Source organism: Aquabacterium sp. A7-Y (assembly GCF_026153205.1).
Classification (GTDB): domain Bacteria; phylum Pseudomonadota; class Gammaproteobacteria; order Burkholderiales; family Burkholderiaceae_C; genus Caldimonas.
The window spans coordinates 71,880-91,848 of record NZ_JAPFBW010000022.1; the positions used below are offsets into that span (position 1 = coordinate 71,880).

17 protein-coding genes are annotated in these 19,969 nt (G+C 70.2%); 10 read left to right on the forward strand and 7 right to left on the reverse strand.

Annotation, left to right across the window (positions count from 1 at the left end):
- Nucleotides 1–8 precede the first annotated feature (8 nt).
- The 3 genes from OOT46_RS19550 to alr all read right to left on the reverse strand — a co-directional run bounded on the left by OOT46_RS19550 (nt 9) and on the right by alr (nt 1,858).
- The gene (locus tag OOT46_RS19550; protein ID WP_265405308.1) at nt 9–386 is read right to left on the reverse strand and encodes a type II toxin-antitoxin system VapC family toxin; all 378 of its coding nucleotides are present in this window, start codon (nt 384–386) and stop codon (nt 9–11) included.
- Entirely contained in the window at nt 386–622 is a 237-nt protein-coding gene (locus OOT46_RS19555) for a type II toxin-antitoxin system Phd/YefM family antitoxin (protein WP_265405309.1), read from the reverse strand. Before OOT46_RS19555 ends, OOT46_RS19550 begins: the two co-directional genes overlap by 1 nt.
- 123 nt (nt 623–745) lie before the next feature.
- A complete protein-coding gene (alr, locus tag OOT46_RS19560; protein WP_265405310.1) occupies nt 746–1,858 on the reverse strand; it encodes an alanine racemase in 1,113 nt (370 codons plus the stop codon).
- Nucleotides 1,859–2,059: 201 nt separating this feature from the next.
- Here alr and lplT point away from each other — a divergent pair, with 201 nt between their 5' ends.
- The 3 genes from lplT (at nt 2,060) to OOT46_RS19575 (ending at nt 5,181) form a co-directional block, all read left to right on the forward strand.
- On the forward strand, nt 2,060–3,337 hold the full coding sequence (gene lplT, locus OOT46_RS19565) for a lysophospholipid transporter LplT (protein WP_265405311.1): 1,278 nt from the start codon (nt 2,060–2,062) through the stop codon (nt 3,335–3,337).
- Nucleotides 3,338–3,409: 72 nt separating this feature from the next.
- Nucleotides 3,410–4,321 carry a DMT family transporter gene (locus OOT46_RS19570; RefSeq protein ID WP_265405312.1) on the forward strand — a complete coding sequence of 304 codons (912 nt, stop codon included), beginning with the start codon at nt 3,410–3,412 and terminating at the stop codon, nt 4,319–4,321.
- 134 nt (nt 4,322–4,455) lie between these two features.
- Nucleotides 4,456–5,181: a S24 family peptidase gene (locus tag OOT46_RS19575; protein ID WP_265405313.1), complete on the forward strand. Its 726-nt coding sequence runs from the start codon at nt 4,456–4,458 to the stop codon at nt 5,179–5,181.
- 725 nt (nt 5,182–5,906) lie between these two features.
- Here OOT46_RS19575 and OOT46_RS19580 read toward each other — a convergent pair.
- From OOT46_RS19580 to OOT46_RS19595, 4 genes are all read right to left on the reverse strand, one after another.
- Nucleotides 5,907–8,708 carry a hybrid sensor histidine kinase/response regulator gene (locus OOT46_RS19580; protein ID WP_265405314.1) on the reverse strand — a complete coding sequence of 934 codons (2,802 nt, stop codon included), beginning with the start codon at nt 8,706–8,708 and terminating at the stop codon, nt 5,907–5,909.
- A 12-nt stretch (nt 8,709–8,720) separates the two neighbouring features.
- Nucleotides 8,721–11,225 (reverse strand): methyl-accepting chemotaxis protein, encoded by a 2,505-nt coding sequence (locus tag OOT46_RS19585; RefSeq protein WP_265405315.1) that lies wholly within the window; start codon nt 11,223–11,225, stop codon nt 8,721–8,723.
- Nucleotides 11,226–11,265: 40 nt separating this feature from the next.
- Nucleotides 11,266–11,790 (reverse strand): chemotaxis protein CheW, encoded by a 525-nt coding sequence (locus OOT46_RS19590; RefSeq protein ID WP_265405316.1) that lies wholly within the window; start codon nt 11,788–11,790, stop codon nt 11,266–11,268.
- Between the two features lie 115 nt (nt 11,791–11,905).
- Nucleotides 11,906–12,766 carry a response regulator gene (locus tag OOT46_RS19595; RefSeq protein ID WP_265405317.1) on the reverse strand — a complete coding sequence of 287 codons (861 nt, stop codon included), beginning with the start codon at nt 12,764–12,766 and terminating at the stop codon, nt 11,906–11,908.
- 173 nt (nt 12,767–12,939) lie between these two features.
- Here OOT46_RS19595 and OOT46_RS19600 point away from each other — a divergent pair, with 173 nt between their 5' ends.
- From OOT46_RS19600 to OOT46_RS19630, 7 genes are all read left to right on the forward strand, one after another.
- Nucleotides 12,940–13,425: a glutathione peroxidase gene (locus OOT46_RS19600; RefSeq protein WP_265405318.1), complete on the forward strand. Its 486-nt coding sequence runs from the start codon at nt 12,940–12,942 to the stop codon at nt 13,423–13,425.
- 70 nt (nt 13,426–13,495) lie between these two features.
- Entirely contained in the window at nt 13,496–14,689 is a 1,194-nt protein-coding gene (locus tag OOT46_RS19605) for an aromatic amino acid transaminase (RefSeq protein WP_265405319.1), read from the forward strand.
- Nucleotides 14,690–14,720: 31 nt separating this feature from the next.
- Nucleotides 14,721–15,686, forward strand: coding sequence for an ABC transporter permease (locus OOT46_RS19610; RefSeq protein ID WP_265405320.1), 966 nt, complete (start codon nt 14,721–14,723; stop codon nt 15,684–15,686).
- On the forward strand, nt 15,683–16,540 hold the full coding sequence (locus OOT46_RS19615) for an ABC transporter permease (protein ID WP_265405321.1): 858 nt from the start codon (nt 15,683–15,685) through the stop codon (nt 16,538–16,540). The genes OOT46_RS19610 and OOT46_RS19615 overlap by 4 nt, the downstream gene beginning before the upstream one ends.
- Before the next feature lie 12 nt (nt 16,541–16,552).
- Nucleotides 16,553–17,533, forward strand: a complete 981-nt coding sequence (locus OOT46_RS19620; RefSeq protein ID WP_265405322.1) for an ABC transporter ATP-binding protein — start codon at nt 16,553–16,555, stop codon at nt 17,531–17,533.
- Complete coding sequence (locus OOT46_RS19625; RefSeq protein ID WP_265405323.1) at nt 17,530–18,393, forward strand: ATP-binding cassette domain-containing protein; 864 nt, start codon at nt 17,530–17,532, stop codon at nt 18,391–18,393. The genes OOT46_RS19620 and OOT46_RS19625 overlap by 4 nt, the downstream gene beginning before the upstream one ends.
- Nucleotides 18,394–18,449: 56 nt before the next feature.
- Entirely contained in the window at nt 18,450–19,934 is a 1,485-nt protein-coding gene (locus OOT46_RS19630) for an ABC transporter substrate-binding protein (RefSeq protein ID WP_265405324.1), read from the forward strand.
- Nucleotides 19,935–19,969: the final 35 nt, after the last annotated feature.

Genomic DNA, 19,969 nt, shown 5'->3' on the forward strand with positions numbered 1-19,969 from the left:
GGGCGGCTTCAGACGAGAAGCACGAGATCGCTGTACTTCGCCAACATCTCGTCAACCGTCAGCAACTTGAGTGGCTCGGCAAGGGCCTGGGCAATCAGGAGCCGGTCGAATGGGTCGTTGTGGTGGAGCGCCAGCTGGGCAACTCCTGCTGCATGACTTGCCTTGACGGGCAGCTCCAAGAATCCGCTCGCTTCGATGGCGTTCGCCAGCTCCTGGGGATCGGCTTCGATTTTCCCCAGTCGGGCTTTGATCGCAATCTCCCAGATGGAGGCAGCAGAGACATACACCGCGTCCGCTGATTCGATGATGTGGCGTGCTGGCGGCTTCAGCAGCGGGGACCCGGCAACCGCCCACAAGAAGATGTGCGTGTCCAGCAGAAGTCGCATCAGCGCCCTTCGAAGGTCGCGAGTACGTCGTCGGGCAACGGGGCGTCAAAGTTCTCGGGGACGCTCACCTTGCCCTTGAGCAAGCCGAACTTGATACGACGCTTCGGGCCCTCCAGTCGAGTGATGCGGACCAACGGCTTTCCGTTTCGACTAACGACCACGTCCTCTCCCGAGGCAGCCTTGTCGACCAGCTGGGAGAGCCGAGTCTTGGCGTCGTAGATGTTCACGGTTTCCACGGGAAGCCCCTGTCGAGTTTTGGACCAAGTCTAGTCTAGCTGTATCGGACCTGCAAAAGGAGCCGGCAAGGTGGGTGGCCGCAAGCCGTCGACGACCCGGTACAGCCAGGCCTCAAAGCCTGTTCACTCGCCCCCTTCGCCCGCGCTCGCCACCGGCACCCGCGGCGCGACGCCGCACATCAGCTCGTAGCCGACCGTGCCGGCGGACTGCGCGACCTCGTCGATGGGCAGCACGCTGCCGTGCGGCCCGTGGCCCCACAGGGTGACCTCGCTGCCCAGCCCGGCGTGAGGCACCGGGCCGAGATCGACCGTGATCATGTCCATCGAGATCCGGCCCACCACACGCGTGCGCACGCCCTCCACCAGCACCGGCGTGCCGGTGCCGCAGTGGCGTGGATAACCGTCGGCATAACCGCAGGCGACCACGCCGATGCGCATCGCCGCCTCGGCGCGGAAGGTGCTGCCGTAGCCGACGCTGTCGCCCGGCTGCAACTGCTGCAGGCCGATCAGGCGCGAGCGCAAGGTCTGGGTCGGACGCAGCCCCCAGTCGGCCATGCTGTGCTGCGGAAAATCGGGCGAGGAGCCGTAGACCGCGATGCCCGGGCGCACCCAGTCGCTGCGCACTTCGGGCTGCGCCGCCGCCAGCTTCAGGGTCGCGGCGCTGTTGGCAAGGCTGCGTTCGCCGGCCATCCCCTCGGTGGCGGCCTGGAACACCTGCAGCTGCCGTTCGATGCCGCCTTCGCTGTCGGCGTCCGAGAAGTGGGTCATCAGGGAGATCTCGTCGACCTGGGTCAGCCCGCTCAGCCGCATCCAGGCGGTACGAAAGGCCGCCGGCGCAAAGCCGAGCCGGTTCATGCCCGAATTGAGCTTGAGAAACACCCGGTGCGGCCAGGTCGTCTTGTGAGTCGCGAGCCAGTCGATCTGCGCGTCGTTGTGCACCGCGTGCCAGAGGTTCAGGCGCGAGCAGAACTCGAGGTCGCGCGCCTCGAAACAGCCCTCCAGCATCAGGATCGGGCCGCGCCAGCCCAGCGCCCGCACCCGTTCGGCCTCGGCGAAATCCAGCATCGCGAAACCGTCGGCGCTCTGCAGGCCGGGGTAGGCACGCTCGATGCCATGGCCATAAGCGTTGGCCTTCACCACGGCCCAGACCTTGGCGTCCGGAGCCGCCGAACGAGCCACGTTCAGATTGTGCGCGAGGGCGTCGGGATGGATCAGGGCTTGGATCGGGCGCGGCATGGGACGATTGTGCCAGCGCCCCTGCCGAGCCTGATTCGGTCCGGGCCGCGCGGCACCGCACACCCTGCGGCGCGGGCCCGGAAGTGCAGGGCGGGCGTGCTATAAACCCGGGCGCGCCGTCGGGCAGGCCGGGCGGCGTTCTTGACCAGCCGAGGGGACTTCAACGGCAGCCGTAAGAAGCCGCGAGCAAGCAGTGACTGAATGAAAAAAGGCTTCTACACCATCATGTCGGCGCAGTCATTCAGCTCGCTGGCCGACAATGCGCTTTTTGTCGCCGCGGTCGAATTGCTGCGCACCAGCGGCGCGCCGGCCTGGCAAGGTGCCGCCCTGGTGCCGATGTTCGCGCTGTTTTACGTGGTGCTGGCCCCCTTCGTCGGCGCTTTCGCCGACTGCATCCCCAAGGGCAAGGTCATGTTCATCTCGAACACGATCAAGGTGGTCGGCTGCCTGATGATGCTGTTCGGCACGCACCCGCTGATGTCCTACGCGATCGTCGGGCTGGGCGCGGCGGCCTACTCGCCGGCCAAGTACGGCATCCTCACCGAGCTGCTGCCGCCGTCCCAGCTGGTCAAGGCCAATGGCTGGATCGAGGGGCTGACCATCGCTTCCATCATCCTGGGCGTGCTGCTGGGCGGTCAGCTGGTCGGGCCCAACATCGCCCCCTACCTGCTGGCGATCGACCTGCCGCTGCTCGAGACCGGCGTGACCAGCGCGGTCGAGGCGGCCATCGCGTCCATCATCCTGCTCTACGTCGCGGCGGCCGTCTTCAATCTCTACATCCCGCGCACCGAGGCCCCCTTGCAGCCGCTGCCCGGCACCCTGCTGGAGCTGGTGCGCGACTTCCGCACCTGCAACCGCCGGCTCTGGCGCGACAAGCTGGGCCAGATCTCGCTGGCGACCACCACGCTGTTCTGGGGCGTCTCGGGCAACCTGCGCTACATCGTGCTGGCCTGGGCCGCCGTCGCGCTGGGCTACGACACCACCAAGGCGTCGACGCTGGTCGGCGTGGTGGCGGTCGGCACCGCGGTCGGCGCGGTGGTCGCCTCCATGAGGATGCGTCTCGACATGGCGACCCGGGTGATCCCGCTGGGCATCGCGATGGGCGTGCTGGTGATCGCAATGAACTTCATCGGCCAGCTCTGGACCGCGGTGCCCTTCCTGATCCTGCTGGGGGGCCTGGGCGGCTACCTGGTGGTGCCGATGAACGCCCTGCTGCAGCACCGCGGCCACAACCTGATGGGCGCGGGCCGCTCCATCGCGGTGCAGAACTTCAACGAGCAGGCCTGCATCCTCGGGCTCGGCGCCTTCTACACCGGCATGACCAAGTTCGGCGTCTCGGCCTTCGGCGCCATCACGATGTTCGGCCTGGCGGTGGCCGGCACCATGTGGCTGATCAAGCGCTGGCACGAGAACAACGTGGTGCGCCATGCCGAGGAGGTCGAACAGCTGATGGCGCTGGCGCGCAGCGACCACCACTGAAGCTCCCTCGCTGCCGCAGGGCCGCCCGGGTGCGGGCCGGCGCGGCGGCCGCCCCTGGCCGACAATCCCGCGATGTCCCCCTCGCCCCCTTTGCGACCGCCTGCCGCGGCCGCCGCGTCGCTGCCGGTTGTCGCCCTGATCTTCAACGCCGCCGTCTGGGGCCTGTCCTGGTGGCCGCTGCGCGCCCTGCATGCCGGACACGGGCTGCACCCCTTGTGGGCCACCGTGGCGATCTTCGTGCTGTCCACCACGGCCCTGCTGGCCTGGCGCCCGGCCGCGCTCGAGCAGTTGCGGCGCCAGCCGGTGCTGTGGGTGCTCGCGGCGGCGGCGGGCGCCACCAATGCCGCCTTCAACTGGGCCGTGAGCATCGGCGACGTGATGCGGGTGGTGCTGCTGTTCTACCTGATGCCGCTGTGGAGCGCGCTGTTCGCGCGTGTCATCCTGCACGAGCGTTTCACGCCGCAGGCCCTGCTGCGGGTGGGCCTGGCGCTGGCCGGGGCGGTGATCGTGCTCAAGCCGGCCGGCGCGCCCTGGCCGCTGCCGCAGGGGCTGCCCGACTGGCTCGGTCTGCTGGCGGGCCTGTGTTTCGCCTTCAACAGCGTGATGCTGCGCCGCCTGGCCCCGCGCACCCGCGAGGAAGGGCGTGCCGTCGCAATGCTGCTGGGCGGTGTCGTGATGGCCGCGCTGCTCGCGCTGGGCCTCGGCCGTGCCGGCGCGGTCGCCGGGCCGCCGGCCCTGGGGCTGGCCTGGCTGCTGCCGGTGGCGGGCCTGGGCCTGTGTTTCCTGCTCTCCAACCTGGCCTACCAGTTCGGCGCCGCGCGGCTGCCGGCGGCCGTGACGGCGGTCGTGATGCTGACCGAGGTGGCCTTCGCGTCGGCCTCCTCGGTGCTGCTCGGCGAGGCCCGCCTGAGCCCGCAGGTCCTGCTCGGCGGCGCCCTCATCGTCGCCGCCGCGGTGCTGGCGGCGCTGCAGCCTTCGCGCTGAAGGAGACAGGGCCGCTGCTGGTCGGCCAGCAGCTTGGCACCGCAAGTGATGCGTGCCTGGCAGCTTCGCAGTTTACCCAAAGGTACATCTTGAGCGTTCACCTGCGGATTCATGCAGAGATTTACCTTTGGGTGATGGACCTCTACGAAGCACGCCGTCAAGTCCTGCTGAGGCTGATCAAGGATCGGTTCGACAACATACAGGCCCGATTCGCGCGGGCCACCGGCATCTCGGCGACCTACCTCACCCGCATGCTGAAGGATGGTGCCGATCCGGCGCGCAAGCGCATCGGGGACGAGATGGCGCTGGCGCTGGAAGAAAAGCTCGATCTGATGCGCGGCACCCTGCTCAATCCCGTGCTCCGATCCCGAAGCGAACCAACGGGGCAGGACCGCGGGGCGTCTGCCGAGATCTCGCCGAGCGTTCCCGGCAACACCGACGACCACCCAGCCGTTTTCCCGGTCCAACTGAAGCTGGTCGCCGGTTCACCGGAATACGACCTGGAATTCCTTCCTGCAGCAGGTAGCGCGCCGCTCGTCTTTCATGAAAGCTGGTATCGCCTGCGGCATTTGGATCCGGCGCGGATGTTTGCGCTGACCGTGAAGGGACGCACCATGGAACCCAGCCTCTCGGACGGCGATGTGGTGGTCGTGAACACGGCCGATACCGCCCCCGCGGACGGACACGTCTTCGCGCTGAACTATGAAGGCGAGCTGCTGCTCAGGCGCCTCGTACGCGACGAGGGCGCCTGGTGGCTGACGAGTGACAACAGCGATCAGCGTCGCAACCAACGCAAGCGCCTTCATGAAGGCAGTTTCGTTCTCGGCCGTGTGGTGCTCAAGCAGACCGAACGGATCTGAGCCGCACCCTCGGCGTGAACGTCGGCAAGCCGGCCGAGATTTCTGCCTCGTTTCTTAAGGAAATTGTACACCTGCAGGTGTATTTATGGGATAAAGAGAAACGCGGCTGAGGCCATCCGCCTCCTCGTCGCGGCCGCCCCGGCTTTGAGAGGCACAGCCATGACCGCACATACGCCTGGCCCTTGGTGGCACACCTGTGAACGTCGTTTTCGAGGGCTGCGGACCCCAGCGGGTCGCCGTCTGCGCCTTCTTGTGAGAGCCTGCGAAGAGGGGCGTAAAGAAAAAACGGTGGCCATTGTGTGGGAAGGCCGGCGCCACGGAGGCGGGAGCAGTGAACGAGTCGCCCTGGCAAATGCCCGCCTGATCGCAGCCTCTCCCGATCTGTTAAAGGAACTGGAACGCCTTTGCCGTGTCTTCGTCGATTACGCCACGGCGGGCGGCCACCCGCACGAAGCGAACCTGCTGACTTTCAAGGCTCGCCAGGTACTGCGCCAACTCAGCAGGTAGTGCTGACGCTGGCGAAGACAGATGTACCGGGCGGTGCGTTTCCATCCTCCCCTCGTGTGAACAAGCCTTAAGCCATACACCGGCGGCCTGCCAATCACGCAGCCTGCGCCAGCAGCGGCTTGATCTTCTTCCACAGTGCCGCGCTGATTCGCCTGTTCTTGTTTTGTCCCACGGCGCGTTAAACGGTTCTGCAGCGCCGTGGGGTGACACTAGCCGCCCTAAGCCGTTGGCGCTGCCAGCAGCCGGCGCATTTCGCCCAGCAGCTCGTCGTCGGCGTAGGGCTTGCTGAGGAACACGTTGACGCCGGCCTCCTCGGCGTGGCGCAGGTGCTTGTGGGTGGCGCGCGAGGTGACCATCATCACCGGCAGCTCGCGCCACAGGCGCGACTCGCGCAGCCGCCGGGTCAGCTCCAGGCCGTTGAGATTGGGCATCTCCAGGTCGGTCAGCACGATGTCGGCCTTGCGGCGTACCAGCGCATCGAGCGCCTCGACACCGTCGCGCGCGGTCGTCACGTCGTAGCCGGCGCCGCGCAGCAGCTGGGCGATGGTCTTGCGCACCGAGATCGCGTCGTCCACCACCAGTGCGTGCTTGCGCGGCACCTTCATGCGCTTGCGCAGCTGGGCGGCAGCCTCACGGCGGCCCGGCGAGGCCGCCGCGCGCTCCAGCGCCTCCAGATCGAGCAGGAACAGCACCTTGCCGTCGGGTCGCAGTGCGCCGCCCGCGACGCCGCGGACGCGGCGCAGCATGCGGCCGATGTCCTGCAGGATCAGCTCGCGCGAATCGACGATGCGGTCGACCTCCAGCGCGATCTCGCCTTCGTAAGCGCGCGCCAGCACCACCGGGCGGGCCTGGCCCGAGTTCTCGCCGGGCGGCAGGCCCAGCCAGGCCGCCAGCTTCTGGTAGGGCAGCTCGCGGCCGTTGTGGCGGAACACGGTGCCGGTCGGGGTCACCGCCACCGTGCCTTGGCCCGGCGCCAGCGCCAGCACCACGCTGTCGCTCGGCAGCGCGTAGACCTGCTGCTCGACCTCGACCAGCAGGGCGTGCTGCAGGCCGGTGCTGGCCGGCACCTGCAAGGTGAAGCTGCTGCCGGCGCCGGGCCGGGTGTCGATCTCGATGCGGCCCTTCATCGCATGCAGCCGGTCGGCCACCACGTCCAGGCCCAGCCCGCGCCCGGACAGGTCGGTGACCTCGGCTTTGGTCGAGAAGCCGGGCAGCAGGATGAGGCGCTTGAGCGCCTCGGGCGCGGGCCGGCTGTCGGCCTCCAGCAGGCCCAGCTCGATGGCCCGGCGCTGCACCGCCTCCAGGTCCAGGCCGGCGCCGTCGTCACGGCACTCCACGCGCACCAGCTGCTGGTCGCGCGTGAAGCGCAGCAGCACGTTGCCGGCGGCCGGCTTGCCGGCCGCCACGCGGGCCGGCGGCGGCTCGATGCCGTGATCCACCGCGTTGCGCAGCAGCTGCAGCAGCGGTTCGGTGAGCCGGTCCAGCACCTCCGCGTCGACCTGCACCTGTTCGCCGCTGACCTCGAAGTGGACCTGCTTGCCCATCGCCGCCGCCGTCTGCGACACCGCCCGGCGCAGACGCGCGATCACCTGGCGCACCGGCACCAGTCGCGCCGCGATCAGCTCGCGGTGCTGCAGCACCAGCTCCTGGCCCTGCTGGCGCAAGGCCTGTCCGGCCAGGCGCAGCTCGGCGCGCGCGGCCTCGGCGTGTTCCAGCTCGTCGGCCGCCATCTCGGCGGCGAAGCGCGACAGCGCCTGCAGTTCGGCCTGGTGTTCGGGATCGGGCGCCGTGCCGTGGCTGTGCAGGACCGCCGCGTCGAGCTGCGACAGGCGCAACTTGAGCTGGCTGTTGCTGAGCTCCAGCTGTTCCAGCCGGTCGTCGAGCACCCGCAGGTGTTCCTCCAGCCGGCCGTGCTGCACCAGGCCCTGGGCGGCCTGGCGCACCAGCCGGTCGAGCCGGTCCACGCCGATGCGCAGCGTGGCGAGGGCAGCATTGGACTGTTCGCCGGCGCGCCCCGGGGCGGCGCTGCCGTCGCCGGCCGCGGGCGCCGTGGCGGTGGGCAGTTCGGGCGCGCGGAGCGCCGCCGGCAGGGTGTCGAGCGCCAGCCGCTCGAGGGTTCCCTGCTCGATCGCTCGCACCCACTCGCCCAGGCGCTCCAGCCATGCCAGCGCGTCGTCGGGCGCGGCTTCATGGCCGCGCAGCGCCTGCACCATCTGGTCCAGGCAGGCCACCGCTTGTTCCAGGTCGCGCGCCATCGCCACCGGCACCTCGCCCTGGCGGCTCACGGCGTGGTCGAGCAGGTCTTCCAGACGCTGGCCGAGGCGGCCGATGCCGCGGATGCCGGCGACATTGCCGCTGCCCTTGAAGGTGTGCGCGGCACGCCGGGCCGCCTGCAGGGTTTCGAGGTCGGAGCGGCCATCGGCCAGCGCCCGCACGCCGCGCGCCAGCGCGTCGAGCTGGATGGGCGCATCGTCGAGGAAGGCGTCGAGCAGGGTCGGGTCGACGTCGTCGGGCACCTCCAGCGAGACCTCGTGGTCGTCCAGCGGCTGCGGCGCCGTGCTCGGCGCCGCAGCCTCCATCTCGGGCGGCATGCCGGGCGGCAGGCGCAGCAGGCGCAACAGCTCGGCGAGCTGCTCGCGGGTGGGCGCGATCGGCCCCCCGGCGACGAAGCGGCCCAGCTCGCGCACCGCGCCTTCCTCGGCCGGCTCCTCGAAATAGCCGGTCAGCGCCCGGTGCCAGCGCAGCAGCCAGCCGAGCGCCTCGTGCAGGTCGCTGCCATCGAGGTCGGCGAACACCAGGGCACTGTCGCGCAGCAGCTCCAGGACGATGGCCAGGCCGTCGAGCTGGATCATGCGCGAGGCCTGGGCCAGCCGGGCGAACCGCTGCCCGGCGATCTCGGCCTGGCGCGCGCCGGTGCTCGCGTCGGCGAGCCACTGCATCAGCGCGGCGTCGATCTCGGGGGCCGCCAGGGTGAACTCCTCCTGCAGCACGTGCAGCAGTTCGTGGATGGGCGTCGTCACAGCGTCTCGTCCTCAGGCGCGGTAGGCGGGGTCGCTCGACCCCAGATTGAATTGGCCGACCGACTCCGACAGCCGACGCGCGAAATCGACCAGGGTGGCGGTCGACTCGGTCTGTTGCTCGATGGCCAGGATGGTCTGGGCCGAGCCGCGGTGCAGCTGGTCGACCCGCTGACGCAGTTCGTGGGCCAGGGCCGACTGCTGCTGCGAGAAGGTGGCGATCTGGCGCACCAGCCCGACCAGGTGCTGGGTGGTGTCACGGGTCTCGGCCATGCGCTCGCCGGCCTGGCGCGCCAGGGCCGACTGCTGGTCGACCTGCACCATCAGCCGGTTCACGCTCAGCAGGGTGTCGCCGGTCTCGACCTGCACGCCCTGCACCATGTGGGCGATCTGGCCGGTGGCCTGGCGGGCCGATTCGGCCAGGCGCTGCACCTCGTCGGCCACCAGCGCGAAACCCCGGCCCGCTTCGCCGGCGCTCGAGGCTTGCATCGCGGCGTTGAGCGCGAGCACATGGGTGCGCTCGGCGATCTGGCTCATCAGGCTCACCACCGCGGAGATCTCCTGGCTGCGTGTGCCCAGGCGCTTGAAGCGCTTCTCCAGCTCCAGCATGGACTCGCCGAGCGCACGGGTGCCGTGCACCGAGGCCTCGACGGCGGCCAGCGCCGATTCGGTGGCCGCCGAGGCCTGGACGGCCGCCTCGCCGCTGTTGTCCGCCAGCGCGCCGACCTGGGCCAGCTGGTAGGTCGCCTGACCCAGTGAGCCGGCCATCGCGGCCAGGGCCTCGCGTTCGTCCTGGGCGGTCTCGTCGACGCGCACCGCCTGCTCGCCGACGAACTCGCTGGCCTCGCGCACCTGGGCCGCGATGTCCTGCACCTGGGCCAGCGTCCGGCTCATCTCGTGGCCCAGCTGGTTGACCGCCGAGGCCAGGGTGCCGGTCAGGTCCTCGCTGACCTCGGCGCGCGCGCCCAGGTCCTTGTTGGCCATCTGGAACACGGTCTGCAGCAGCCGCACCACCGACTCGTTGAGCTGGTCGTTCTCGCGTGTGGCCGCTTCGAGGCGAGCCTGCCGGCTGTCGAGCAGCTCGTCGAGGGAGCGGCCCAGCGCGCCCAGCTCATCGCGTGCAGCCAGGCCGGTGCGAGCCTGCAGCTCCCCTTGCAAGGCGCGCTGCAGGGTGGTGCGCAACACCGCCAGCGGTTTCAGCCAGCCGCGCTGCAGCGCCGTCATCAAGGCAGCGCCGAGCAGCGCCGCCGCGGCGGCGGCGAGCAGGGCGCGCCACAACAGCGGCCACGGGACATCCAGGCGAGCGTCGGCGGCGCCGTCCGCGGCGGCCAGCGTGACCAGCGCCCAGCGTTGTCCTTCGAGTTGCACCGGACCATAAGCGGCCTGCTGCTCGCGGCCCTGCGCGTCGACATAAGCCAGGCTGCCACTCTGTCCTTGCAGCGCGGCCGCCACCGCGGGCGAGTCGACCGGCAGCAGTCCGATGCCGCTGCCGCGGTGCAGGGCCAAGGCACGCGCCTCGGCGCTCAAGGCACGCCCCTGGGTGCCGATGTAGGCCGACGTGTCGCCGAGCAGGGCGCGGGGATCGCTGCGCAGCTGCTTGTCGCTGCCGACGAGAAAGCTGTCGGCACGCGGCGCGGCGCCCGCCGCCAGCATGCCGGTGAGCTGCGCGATGCCGACGCGCCAGGCCAGCACGCCGACCTGCGTCTCGCCCTCGAAGAGCGGCACCGCCGCAAACAGCACCGGGCGGTTGGCGGCCGGCAGGTAGGGGCCCAGGTCGGAGAGTGCCATCGCATCGGCCGAGCGGGCGCGGCGCACCGTGCCGTAGACGGCCGCGAGCGGCGAGCCGAGCACCAGCGGGGCATTGAGGCTCATGCCGAAGTCGATGTCCTTGGCCACGCTGTAGACGATCTGGTCGGTGTCGCTGTCGATCAGCAGCAGGTCCTGCACGCCCAGCTGGTCCTGCGCACGGTCGAAGGCGCGGTGGTACTGCGCATGCACCTGGCCGTAGGGCGTGGGCGTGTCCGGATAGACCATCAGGTCCTTGCGACCCGGCGGCTGCGGATTGCGGGCGATGAACTCCTGCTGCAGCAGCGCGGTGGTGAGCGAGCGGGCGTCCAGCACCGGCGTCAGCTCGGGTGGCGGCTCGACGTTGTGGACCGCCCACTCGGCCTTGTACTGCTGCGCCAGCCAACCCAGCATCTCCTCGCGCATCGCCGCGCCCGAGGTGCCGCTGGCGGCGTTTTCGTCCATCAGCCGCAGGGCCGCCTTGAACTGCCGCAGGGCCTCGACCGTGCCGGGTTGGGCGGCCAGCGCACGCAAGCCGCCCAGGCGGCTCTGCACCTCCTGCTGCAGCGCGCGGCCCTGCAGCTCGTGCTGGGTCAGCAGGGCCTGGGCGCGCAGCGCTTGCTCGCTCGCGCGACCCTGTTGCGCCGTTCCCTGCCATAGCGCGGCCGCGGCCACGATGGCCCCCAGCAGGCTCAGGCCGGCGCCGCTCAGCAGCAGTCTCAGGCGCAGATTCATGCGTGCCCTCTCGTGCCCGGTGATGTCCTTGGCCCCGGGCTCAGACGAGCGCCAGTTCGGCCGACAAGGCCTCCATCAGGGAGGCCGCATCGATCAGGGCCCAGGCGCGGCCGCCGTCGTCGCACGCGGCGCCCGCCACGAACTCCAACAGCGCCGCGGGTGTCTCCGGCGGCGCCAGGCCGGCCTGCGGGCGCGCCATCGCGGGCAGGCCGTGGAAGGCGATCGCCGCGGCCTGCTCGGCCTCGCCCCCCAGCAGCATCAGCGTTCCGGGGCCCGCGGGCGGCAGCGAGGCATCGAGGTAGACCGCGAGGTCGAACACCGGCACCACCTTGCCCTCGATGTTCGCGGCGCCGATCAGCCACGCGGGCGCATGCGGGACCTCCGACAGCTGGACGTTCTCGACGATGCTGCGCGCCCAGCTGAAAGGGAAGGCGAGCCACCACGGCCCGCACATCACGCCCTGCGCCAGCGCGGCCGAAGACGGGTCCTGCCCCGTGCCCGGGGGACTGGTGGTGTCTCCGGGCGCGGTCGGTGACAGGGGCGGAATGGGTAGGGGCTGCTCCACTGGACGTGTCTTGGTTTTCGGTACAAAGCGCAGTGTAGGGCGGGGAAGGCGCGCGGCTTGCCTGCGTTGCGTCGAAACAGCGCCGGCGGGCGCCGAATCGCGGACCCGCCGATGCTCAATGCTCGGGAGCGGGCCGTGTCGTGCTGATGCCCAGGGTGCTGTCGAAGGCGCGCTGGAAGACCGGGTGGTGCTTGCCGATCACCCGCACCAGTTCGTCCTCGGACAGCGGCTTGGCCAGGTAGGCGTCGCAACCTGCCAGGGTGCCGCGGATCCGGTCGATCGTGCCGGCCCGGCTGCTCAGCAGCACCACCACCGGTGTCGGTCGCTCGGGCTCCGGCGGGCGGCGCTTGATGACGCGGCAGGTCTGGTAACCGTCCATGCCCTGCATCATCACATCCAGGAAAACGAAGTCGAACTGCCGTTCGGCGAGCCGCTGAAGCGCCTCCTCGCCACTGCGGGCCAGGTGCACCTTGAAGCCGAAGCGTTTCAGTCGTGACTGCATGAAACGCAGTTGCAGATCACTGTCGTCGACCACCAGGATGTGCTCGTACTTGTCGTCGTTCTCAAGCAGCACCGAGTTGCTGAAGCCGGTGCTTGAGGGGAAGCCGCTGCGTGCCGTGTCGACGCCGGCGGCGAGCGACGCGGCCGGCTCGGCGTGGCGGGCTGTGTCACGGCTCACCGCGTCGTCGAGCACGCGCAGCAGGTTGATCAGGTTGAGCGGGCGTGGCAGCTGGGCCAGCCCGCCGCCGACCGGCTGTTCGCCGACGAACAGGGTGGCTGCCCAACGCCCCGCGTCGCGCACGCTACGGTGCACCTCGGGCGTGTCGGCATCGGCGATGACATAGTCGCTGGCGGGCAGTTCCGCCACGTACTCGTAGGCCGGCGAGCGCCGCGCCGCCAGGCGAAAGAAGGCCTCGAACGTGGCCCGTTCGAACGCACTGAAGCCTTGCACCGCCACCCGATAGGGGACCTTCACGACCCTTGCTCCTGCTGCTGCACCGCGGCAGGCCCGGTGCCCCGCGTGTTGTGGATTCGGGCTCGCATCGTTGCAGGCCGGCGCCGCGAGCGTCAACACCGCACCTCGGGGGGCGCGCCCGCGCGGCGCAGTAACATCACTGTCCGATCGGCCCTGTCGGGCGGGAGCGAATGATGAGCAGTGTCTATGACTTCGAAGCGACATCCATCGACGGGCAGCCAGTGCCGCTGTCGGCCTACCAGGGCAAGGTGTTGCTGATCGTCAATACCGCCAGCAAGTGCGGCTTCACGCCGCAGTTCTCGGGCCTGGAGGAGCTGTGGACGCACTACGGCGCGCGCGGCCTGGTGGTGCTGGGTTTTCCCTGCAACCAGTTCGGCGCCCAGGACCCCGGCAGCGAGGCCGAGATCGCGAGCTTCTGCTCGGCCAACTACGGCGTCAGCTTCCCGATGATGGGCAAGGTCGAGGTCAACGGCGCCCAGGCCCACCCGCTGTACCAGTGGCTGACCACGGAGGCGCCCGGGCTGCTCGGCACGCGCTCGATCAAGTGGAACTTCACCAAGTTCCTGGTCGGCCGCGACGGCCGCGTGCTGCGGCGTTATGCGCCGACGGACACGCCCACTTCGCTCAAGGCCGACATCGAGCGCGCGCTCTCGGCCTGAGCCCCGGCCGTCTGCGCGGCCCCATCCGGATAATCCGGGTTTCCACATGTATTAGCCCCGAGGACCTTCCATGTTCCAGCACGTCGACGCCTATGCCGGCGATCCGATCCTGACCCTCAACGAAAACTTCCAGAAGGACCCGCGCCCGAACAAGATCAACCTGAGCATCGGGGTCTACTTCGACGACGCCGGGCGGCTCCCGGTGATGGGCGCGGTGCGCGAGGCCGAGTCGTCCCTGCTGCAGCAGATCGGGGCGCGGCCCTACCAGCCGATGGAGGGCGCGGCCAACTACCGCAGCGCGGTGCAACAGCTGCTGTTCGGTGCCGATCACGAGGCGGTCGCCAGCGGGCGTGTCGCGACCCTGCAGACCCTGGGCGGCTCGGGCGGCCTGAAAGTGGGCGGGGATTTCCTGCAGCGCTACTTCGGCGGCTCCCAGGTGTGGGTCAGCGACCCGACCTGGGACAACCACCGGGCCATGTTCGAGGGCGCCGGCTTCAAGGTCCACACCTATCCCTATTACGATCCCGAGACCGGCGGCCTGAAGTTCGACGCCATGCTGACGAGCCTGAAGGGGCTGCCGGCGGCCAGCATCGTGCTGCTGCACGCCTGCTGCCACAACCCCACCGGGGTGGACCTGACACGCGAGCAGTGGGCCGAGCTGATCCCGGTGATCCGCGAGCGGCGCCTGATTCCCTATGTCGACATCGCCTATCAGGGTTTCGGCGATGGCATCGAGGAAGACGCCTTCGCGATCCGCGCGCTGGCCCAGGCCGGTGTGAGCTTTTTCGTCGCCAGCTCCTTCTCCAAGAGCTTCTCGCTGTATGGCGAGCGCTGCGGGGGCTTGAGCGTGATCTGCCCGGACAAGGCGCAGGCCGAGCTGGTGCTGGGCCAGCTCAAGGCCGCGGTGCGGCGCAACTACTCCAGCCCGCCGACGCACGGCGGGCAGATCGTCGCCAAGGTGCTGCTGACACCCGAGCTGCGTGCCGCCTGGACCGCCGAGCTGGACGCGATGCGCGCGCGCATCAAGGACATGCGCCAGCGCCTGCATGCGGTGCTCACGACCAAGCTGCCGGGTCGCAACTTCGACTACTTCCTGACCCAGCGCGGCATGTTCAGCTACACCGGCCTCAGCCCGGAGCAGGTGGACCGCCTGCGCGAGGAGCACGGCGTCTACCTGGTGCGCTCGGGCCGCATGTGCGTGGCCGGGCTGAACCAGCACAACGTCGAGAAGGTCGCCGTCGCGATGGCGGCCGTGCTGGCCTGACCGGCCGCCGGCGCAGCGCGGGAGCGGGCGCTTGACGAGCGTCTTCCTGCTCAGGCGTTTCGCCACCTTCGTGGCGACACTGCTGTGTGCCTCGGCGCTCGTCTTCGCGGTGCTGGAGGTCCTGCCCGGCAATGCCGCCGAGGTGATGCTCGGGCCCACCGCCACGCCCGAGGCGGTCGAGGCGCTGGCGCTGCAGCTCAGGCTCGACCGGCCGGCGCTGCAGCGTTATGGCGACTGGCTCGCCGGCATGGCGCGTGGCGAGCTGGGTACCAGCAGCGCCTACGGCACGCCGGTGGCCGAGCTGATCGCCGAGCGCCTGGTGGTCAGTCTGCCGCTGGCGGCCCTCGCGATGGGGCTGACCACCGTGCTGGCGCTCGCGCTCGGGCTGTACGCCGCCTTTCACCACGGCAAGGCGGGCGACCTCGGGGTGATGGTGCTGAGCCAGGTCGGCATCGCAGTGCCCAGCTTCTGGTTCGCGATCCTGCTGATCCTGCTGTTCTCGGTGAAGCTGCAGTGGTTCTCGGCCGGCGGCTTCCCCGGCTGGTCGGTCGAGGCGGGTGGCGGCCTCTGGCCGGGCCTGAAGGCCTTGCTGCTGCCGGCGGTGGCGCTGGCCGTGGTGCAGGCCGCAGTGCTCGCGCGGGTGACGCGCTCGGCGGTGCTGGAGGTGCAGGGCGAGGACTTCGTGCGTACCGCGCGCGCCAAGGGACTGAGCCGCCGCGCGACCTTGTGGCGCCACGTGCTGCGCAACGCCATGGTGCCGGTGCTGACCATCATGGGCTTGCAGTTCGGCAACCTGCTGACCAGCGCCATCGTGGTCGAGAACGTCTTTTATCTGCCCGGCCTGGGCCGCCTGGTGTTCCAGGCGGTCGCCAACCGCGACCTGGTCGTGGTGCGCAACGTCGTGATGCTGCTCGCCGCGGCGGTGGTGCTGATCAACTTCGTGGTCGACCTGCTGTATGCCTGGGTCGACCCGCGCCTGAAGGTGCAGGACCGGTGAGCGCGGCCGCATCGAGCCCAGCCGGCTTGGCCCGGCGCGCCGCCCTCCACCCGGGTTTTGTGCTCGGCGGCGCGCTGGTCGCCGTGCTGCTGCTGTGCGCGGCGCTCTCGCTGGTGTGGACGCCCTATCCGCCGGAGGAGATCGATGTGGCCGCGAAGCTGCAGCTGCCCTCGGCGGCCCACTGGCTGGGCACCGACCCCCTGGGACGGGACATCGCGACCCTGCTGCTGGTGGGCGCGCAGAACTCGCTGCTGGTCGGCGTGGTCGCGGTCGGCATCGGCCTGGTGGCGGGTGTCGCGCTCGGCGCCCTGGCCGCGGCACGCAAGGGCTGGGTCGAGGAGCTGGTGATGCGGCTGTCCGACTTCACCTTTGCCTTCCCGGCGCTGCTGTCGGCGCTGATGCTGAGCGCGGTGTTCGGCCCGGGCCTCTTTACCTCCATCGCCGCCATCGGGCTCTTCAACGTTCCGGTGTTCGCGCGCGTCACGCGGGCCTCGGCCAACGCGGTGTGGGCGCGGCCCTTCGTGACCGCCGCGCGGGCCTGTGGCAAAGGCGGCTGGCGCATCACGCTGGACCATGTGCTGCCGAACATCGCGGCGGTGCTGATCGTGCAGGCCACCATCCAGTTCGCCACCGCGATCCTGGCCGAGGCGGCGCTGTCCTACCTCGGCCTCGGCACCCAGCCGCCCCAGCCCTCCTGGGGCCGCATGCTCAACGAGGCGCAGTTGCAGATGTTCCAGGCGCCGCGCCTGTCCATCTTCCCGGGCCTGGCCATCGCCTTGTCGGTGCTGGGCCTCAACCTGCTGGGCGACGCGCTGCGCGACCTGCTCGACCCGCGCCTGGCGCGCAGCCGCTGAAAGGACAGTGCGATGTCCACGCCCTTGCTCGACGTCCGCGACCTGCGCGTCACGCTGCAGACCGCGCGCGGGCCGGCCCAGGCGCTGCGCGGCCTGGACTTCTCGATGCAGCCGGGCGAGACGCTGGGGCTGATCGGCGAATCGGGCAGCGGCAAGTCGCTCACGGCGCTGGCGCTGCTGGGCCTGCTGCCGGCCTCGGCGCAGGTGTCGGGCAGCATCCGGCTGGCCGGGCAGGAGCTGATCGGCCTCGACGAGGACCGTCTGTGCCAGCTGCGCGGCGACCGCATCGCGATGATCTTCCAGGAACCGATGACCGCCCTCAACCCGCTGCACCGCATCGGCCACCAAGTGGCCGAGCCCTTGCGCCTGCACCGCGGCCTGGGCCGGCACGCCGCGCGTGCCGAGGCGCTGCGCCTGCTGGAGCGGGTGCACCTGAGCGACGCGGCACGCCGGCTCGACGCCTATCCCCACGAGCTCTCGGGCGGTCAGCGCCAGCGCGTGATGATCGCGATGGCGCTGGCCTGTGGGCCCGCGCTGCTGATCGCCGACGAGCCCACCACGGCGCTCGACGTGAGGCTGCAACGCGACATCCTCGCGCTCATCGCCGAGATCGTGGCCGAGCGCCGCATGGCGCTGCTGCTGGTCTCGCACGACCTCGGCGTGATTGCCGAGAACGTCGAGCGCATGCTGGTCCTGTACGGCGGCCACATCGTCGAGTCCGGCCCTACCGAAGCCGTCTTCGACCGGTTGGCCCATCCCTATACACGCGGCCTGTTCGCGGCCCGCCCGCGGCTGGGCGCGGCACGGGGCGCGCCGCTCGACGCCATCCCCGGGCGGGTGCCCGAACTGCTGGACCTGCCGCCCGGCTGCCCCTTCTCCGACCGCTGCGCCTTCGCCGTCGAGGCCTGCCGCGCGGGCCTGCCGGAGGCCTTCGAGGTCGGGCCGGGCCACCGGGCGCGCTGCATCCGCCTGCCCGAGGGGGTCCAGCGATGAGCGCCGGCCTCGCCCCCGCCGCCGAGCCGCCCCTGCTCGAGGTGCACGCGCTGGCCCGGCACTACCGGCTGCCGCGCGAGAGTCTGTTCAGGCCCGGCCCGGTGCTGCGTGCGCTGGACGGCGTCAGCTTCACCCTTCAGGGCGGCCGCAGCCTGGGCATCGTCGGCGAATCGGGCTCGGGCAAGTCCACGCTGGCGCGGCTGGTGATGGCGCTGGAGCGGCCCAGCGCCGGCAGCGTGCGCCTGCTCGGGCAGGACCTGCACCGCCTGCCGGCGGCCGCGTTGCGACAGGCGCGGCGCGACTTCCAGATGGTGTTCCAGGACCCTTATGGCTCGCTCGATCCGCGCCAGCGTGTCGAAGCGATCGTGACCGAGCCGCTGTCGGCCCTCGGCGCGCCGCCGCGCGAAACCGTACGCGAGCAGGCCGCCGGCGCGCTGGAGGCGGTGGGACTGCGCCGCGCCGACCTGGCTCGCTATCCGCACGAGTTTTCGGGCGGCCAGCGCCAGCGTATCGCGATCGCTCGCGCGCTGATCACCCGGCCGCGCCTGATCGTCGCCGACGAGCCGCTCAGCGCCCTCGACGTGTCGGTGCAGGCCCAGGTGCTCAACCTGTTGCAGGAGCTGCAGCGGCAGTTCGGCCTCAGCTATCTGTTCATCAGCCACGACCTCGCGGTGGTCGAACACCTGTGCGACGAGGTCGCGGTCATGCAGGCCGGGCGTATCGTCGAGCAGGGCGAGCCGGCGCGGCTGTTCCGTGCCGCCGCCCATCCCTACACGCGTGCGCTGCTGGAGGCCGCTCCTTCGATGGATGCCGACACGCCGCGCCGGCGTCGCGCCGCGCCGCAAAACGTGGTGGAATGAGCGCCGGCGGCGGCACCGCCCGCCGCTGCCCGACCGTGGAAGTAGGAGACTCGCGCATGAAACTGGGTCACACCGTGCTGACCGCCCTGCTGGCGGCCGCCCTGTCCGCCGGCGCTGCCGCGCAGGCGGGCAAGACCTCGGCCGTCCTCGCCATCACGCTGGAGCCGCCCGGCCTGGACCCGACCACCGGCGCCGGCGCGACGATCGGCGAGATCGTGCACTACAACGTGCTCGAAGGCCTGACCAAGATCCATTCTGACGGCCGCGTCACGCCGCTGCTGGCCGAGAGCTGGAGCCTGGAGCCCGACGGCCGCAGCTACACCTTCAAGCTCAGGCGCGGCGTGCCCTTCCACGACGGCGAGAGCTTCGACGCCTCGGACGTCAAGTTCAGCTTCGAACGCGCCAAGGCCGAGGGCAGCACCAACAAGGCCAAGAAGGCGGTGTTCGACAACATCGCACGCATCGACACGCCCGATCCCCACACGGTCATCCTGACCCTCAACCAGCCCGACAGCACCTTCCTGTTCCGCCTGGGTGAGAACACGGCCGTCATCCTCGACCCCAAGAGCGCCGCCGGCACCGCGACCCGGCCGATCGGCACCGGGCCCTACAAGTTCGACGGCTGGGCCAAGGGCTCGGCGGTGACCCTGAGCGCCTGGAGCGGCTTCCGCGCGCCGCAGTCGGTGAAGATCAAGAAGGTCACCTTCCGCTTCATCAACCACGCCGCGGCCCAGGTCGCGGCGCTGCTGGCCGGCGACGTCGACGCGATCCCGCGCTTCCAGGCCTCGCAGAGCGTGGGCCAGTTCCGCAGCGACCCACGCTTCAGCGTCACGGCCGGCGGCTCCAACGGCAAGACCATCGTCAGCATCAACCACCGCCGCAAGCCCTTCGACGACGTGCGGGTGCGGCGCGCCTTGTCCTACGCGGTCGATCGCAAGGCCATCATCGATGGTGCGATGGACGGCTTCGGCACGCCCATCGGCAGCCACATGGTCCCGGGCGACGCCGGCTACGTCGACCTGACCGGCGTCTACCCCCACAACCCGGAGAAAGCACGGGCGCTGCTGAAGGAGGCCGGTGTCGCGACCCCGCTCAAGGTCACGCTGACCTTGCCGCCGCCGGTCTATGCGCGGCGCAGCGGCGAGGTGGTGGCGGCCCAGCTCGCCAAGGTGGGCATCCACGCGAAGATCGAGAACGTCGAGTGGGCGCAGTGGCTCTCGGGCGCGTTCAAGGGCAACTTCGATCTCACCATCATCAGCCACGTCGAGCCGCTGGACCTGATGATCTACGCCAATCCGCAGTACTACTTCGGCTACGACTCGGCGGCCTTCCGCGCGCTGATGGAGCGCTACAACGCGTCCATCAACCCGCAGGAACGGCTCAAGCTGATCGGCGACGCCCAGCGCATGCTGGCGAACGACGCAGCCAATGTCTTCCTGTTCCAGCTGCCGCAGATCGTCGTCAGCAACAAACGGCTGAAGGGCCTGTGGAGCACCTCGCCGATCTTCGTCAACGACATGAGCGCGGTGTCCTGGCAGTGAGCCGGACCGGGCGCCGCAGAACCAGGGAGCCAGCT

Excerpts from the sequence above, each read along its gene's own strand:
- OOT46_RS19550 (WP_265405308.1), bottom strand. The coding sequence starts at position 386 with ATGCGACTTCTGCTGGACACGCACATCTTCTTGTGGGCGGTTGCCGGG.
- alr (WP_265405310.1), bottom strand. The coding sequence starts at position 1,858 with ATGCCGCGCCCGATCCAAGCCCTGATCCATCCCGACGCCCTCGCGCAC.
- lplT (WP_265405311.1), top strand. The coding sequence starts at position 2,060 with ATGAAAAAAGGCTTCTACACCATCATGTCGGCGCAGTCATTCAGCTCG.
- OOT46_RS19570 (WP_265405312.1), top strand. The coding sequence starts at position 3,410 with ATGTCCCCCTCGCCCCCTTTGCGACCGCCTGCCGCGGCCGCCGCGTCG.
- OOT46_RS19575 (WP_265405313.1), top strand. The coding sequence starts at position 4,456 with ATGGACCTCTACGAAGCACGCCGTCAAGTCCTGCTGAGGCTGATCAAG.
- OOT46_RS19585 (WP_265405315.1), bottom strand. The coding sequence starts at position 11,225 with ATGAATCTGCGCCTGAGACTGCTGCTGAGCGGCGCCGGCCTGAGCCTG.
- OOT46_RS19600 (WP_265405318.1), top strand. The coding sequence starts at position 12,940 with ATGAGCAGTGTCTATGACTTCGAAGCGACATCCATCGACGGGCAGCCA.
- OOT46_RS19605 (WP_265405319.1), top strand. The coding sequence starts at position 13,496 with ATGTTCCAGCACGTCGACGCCTATGCCGGCGATCCGATCCTGACCCTC.
- OOT46_RS19620 (WP_265405322.1), top strand. The coding sequence starts at position 16,553 with ATGTCCACGCCCTTGCTCGACGTCCGCGACCTGCGCGTCACGCTGCAG.
- OOT46_RS19625 (WP_265405323.1), top strand. The coding sequence starts at position 17,530 with ATGAGCGCCGGCCTCGCCCCCGCCGCCGAGCCGCCCCTGCTCGAGGTG.
- OOT46_RS19630 (WP_265405324.1), top strand. The coding sequence starts at position 18,450 with ATGAAACTGGGTCACACCGTGCTGACCGCCCTGCTGGCGGCCGCCCTG.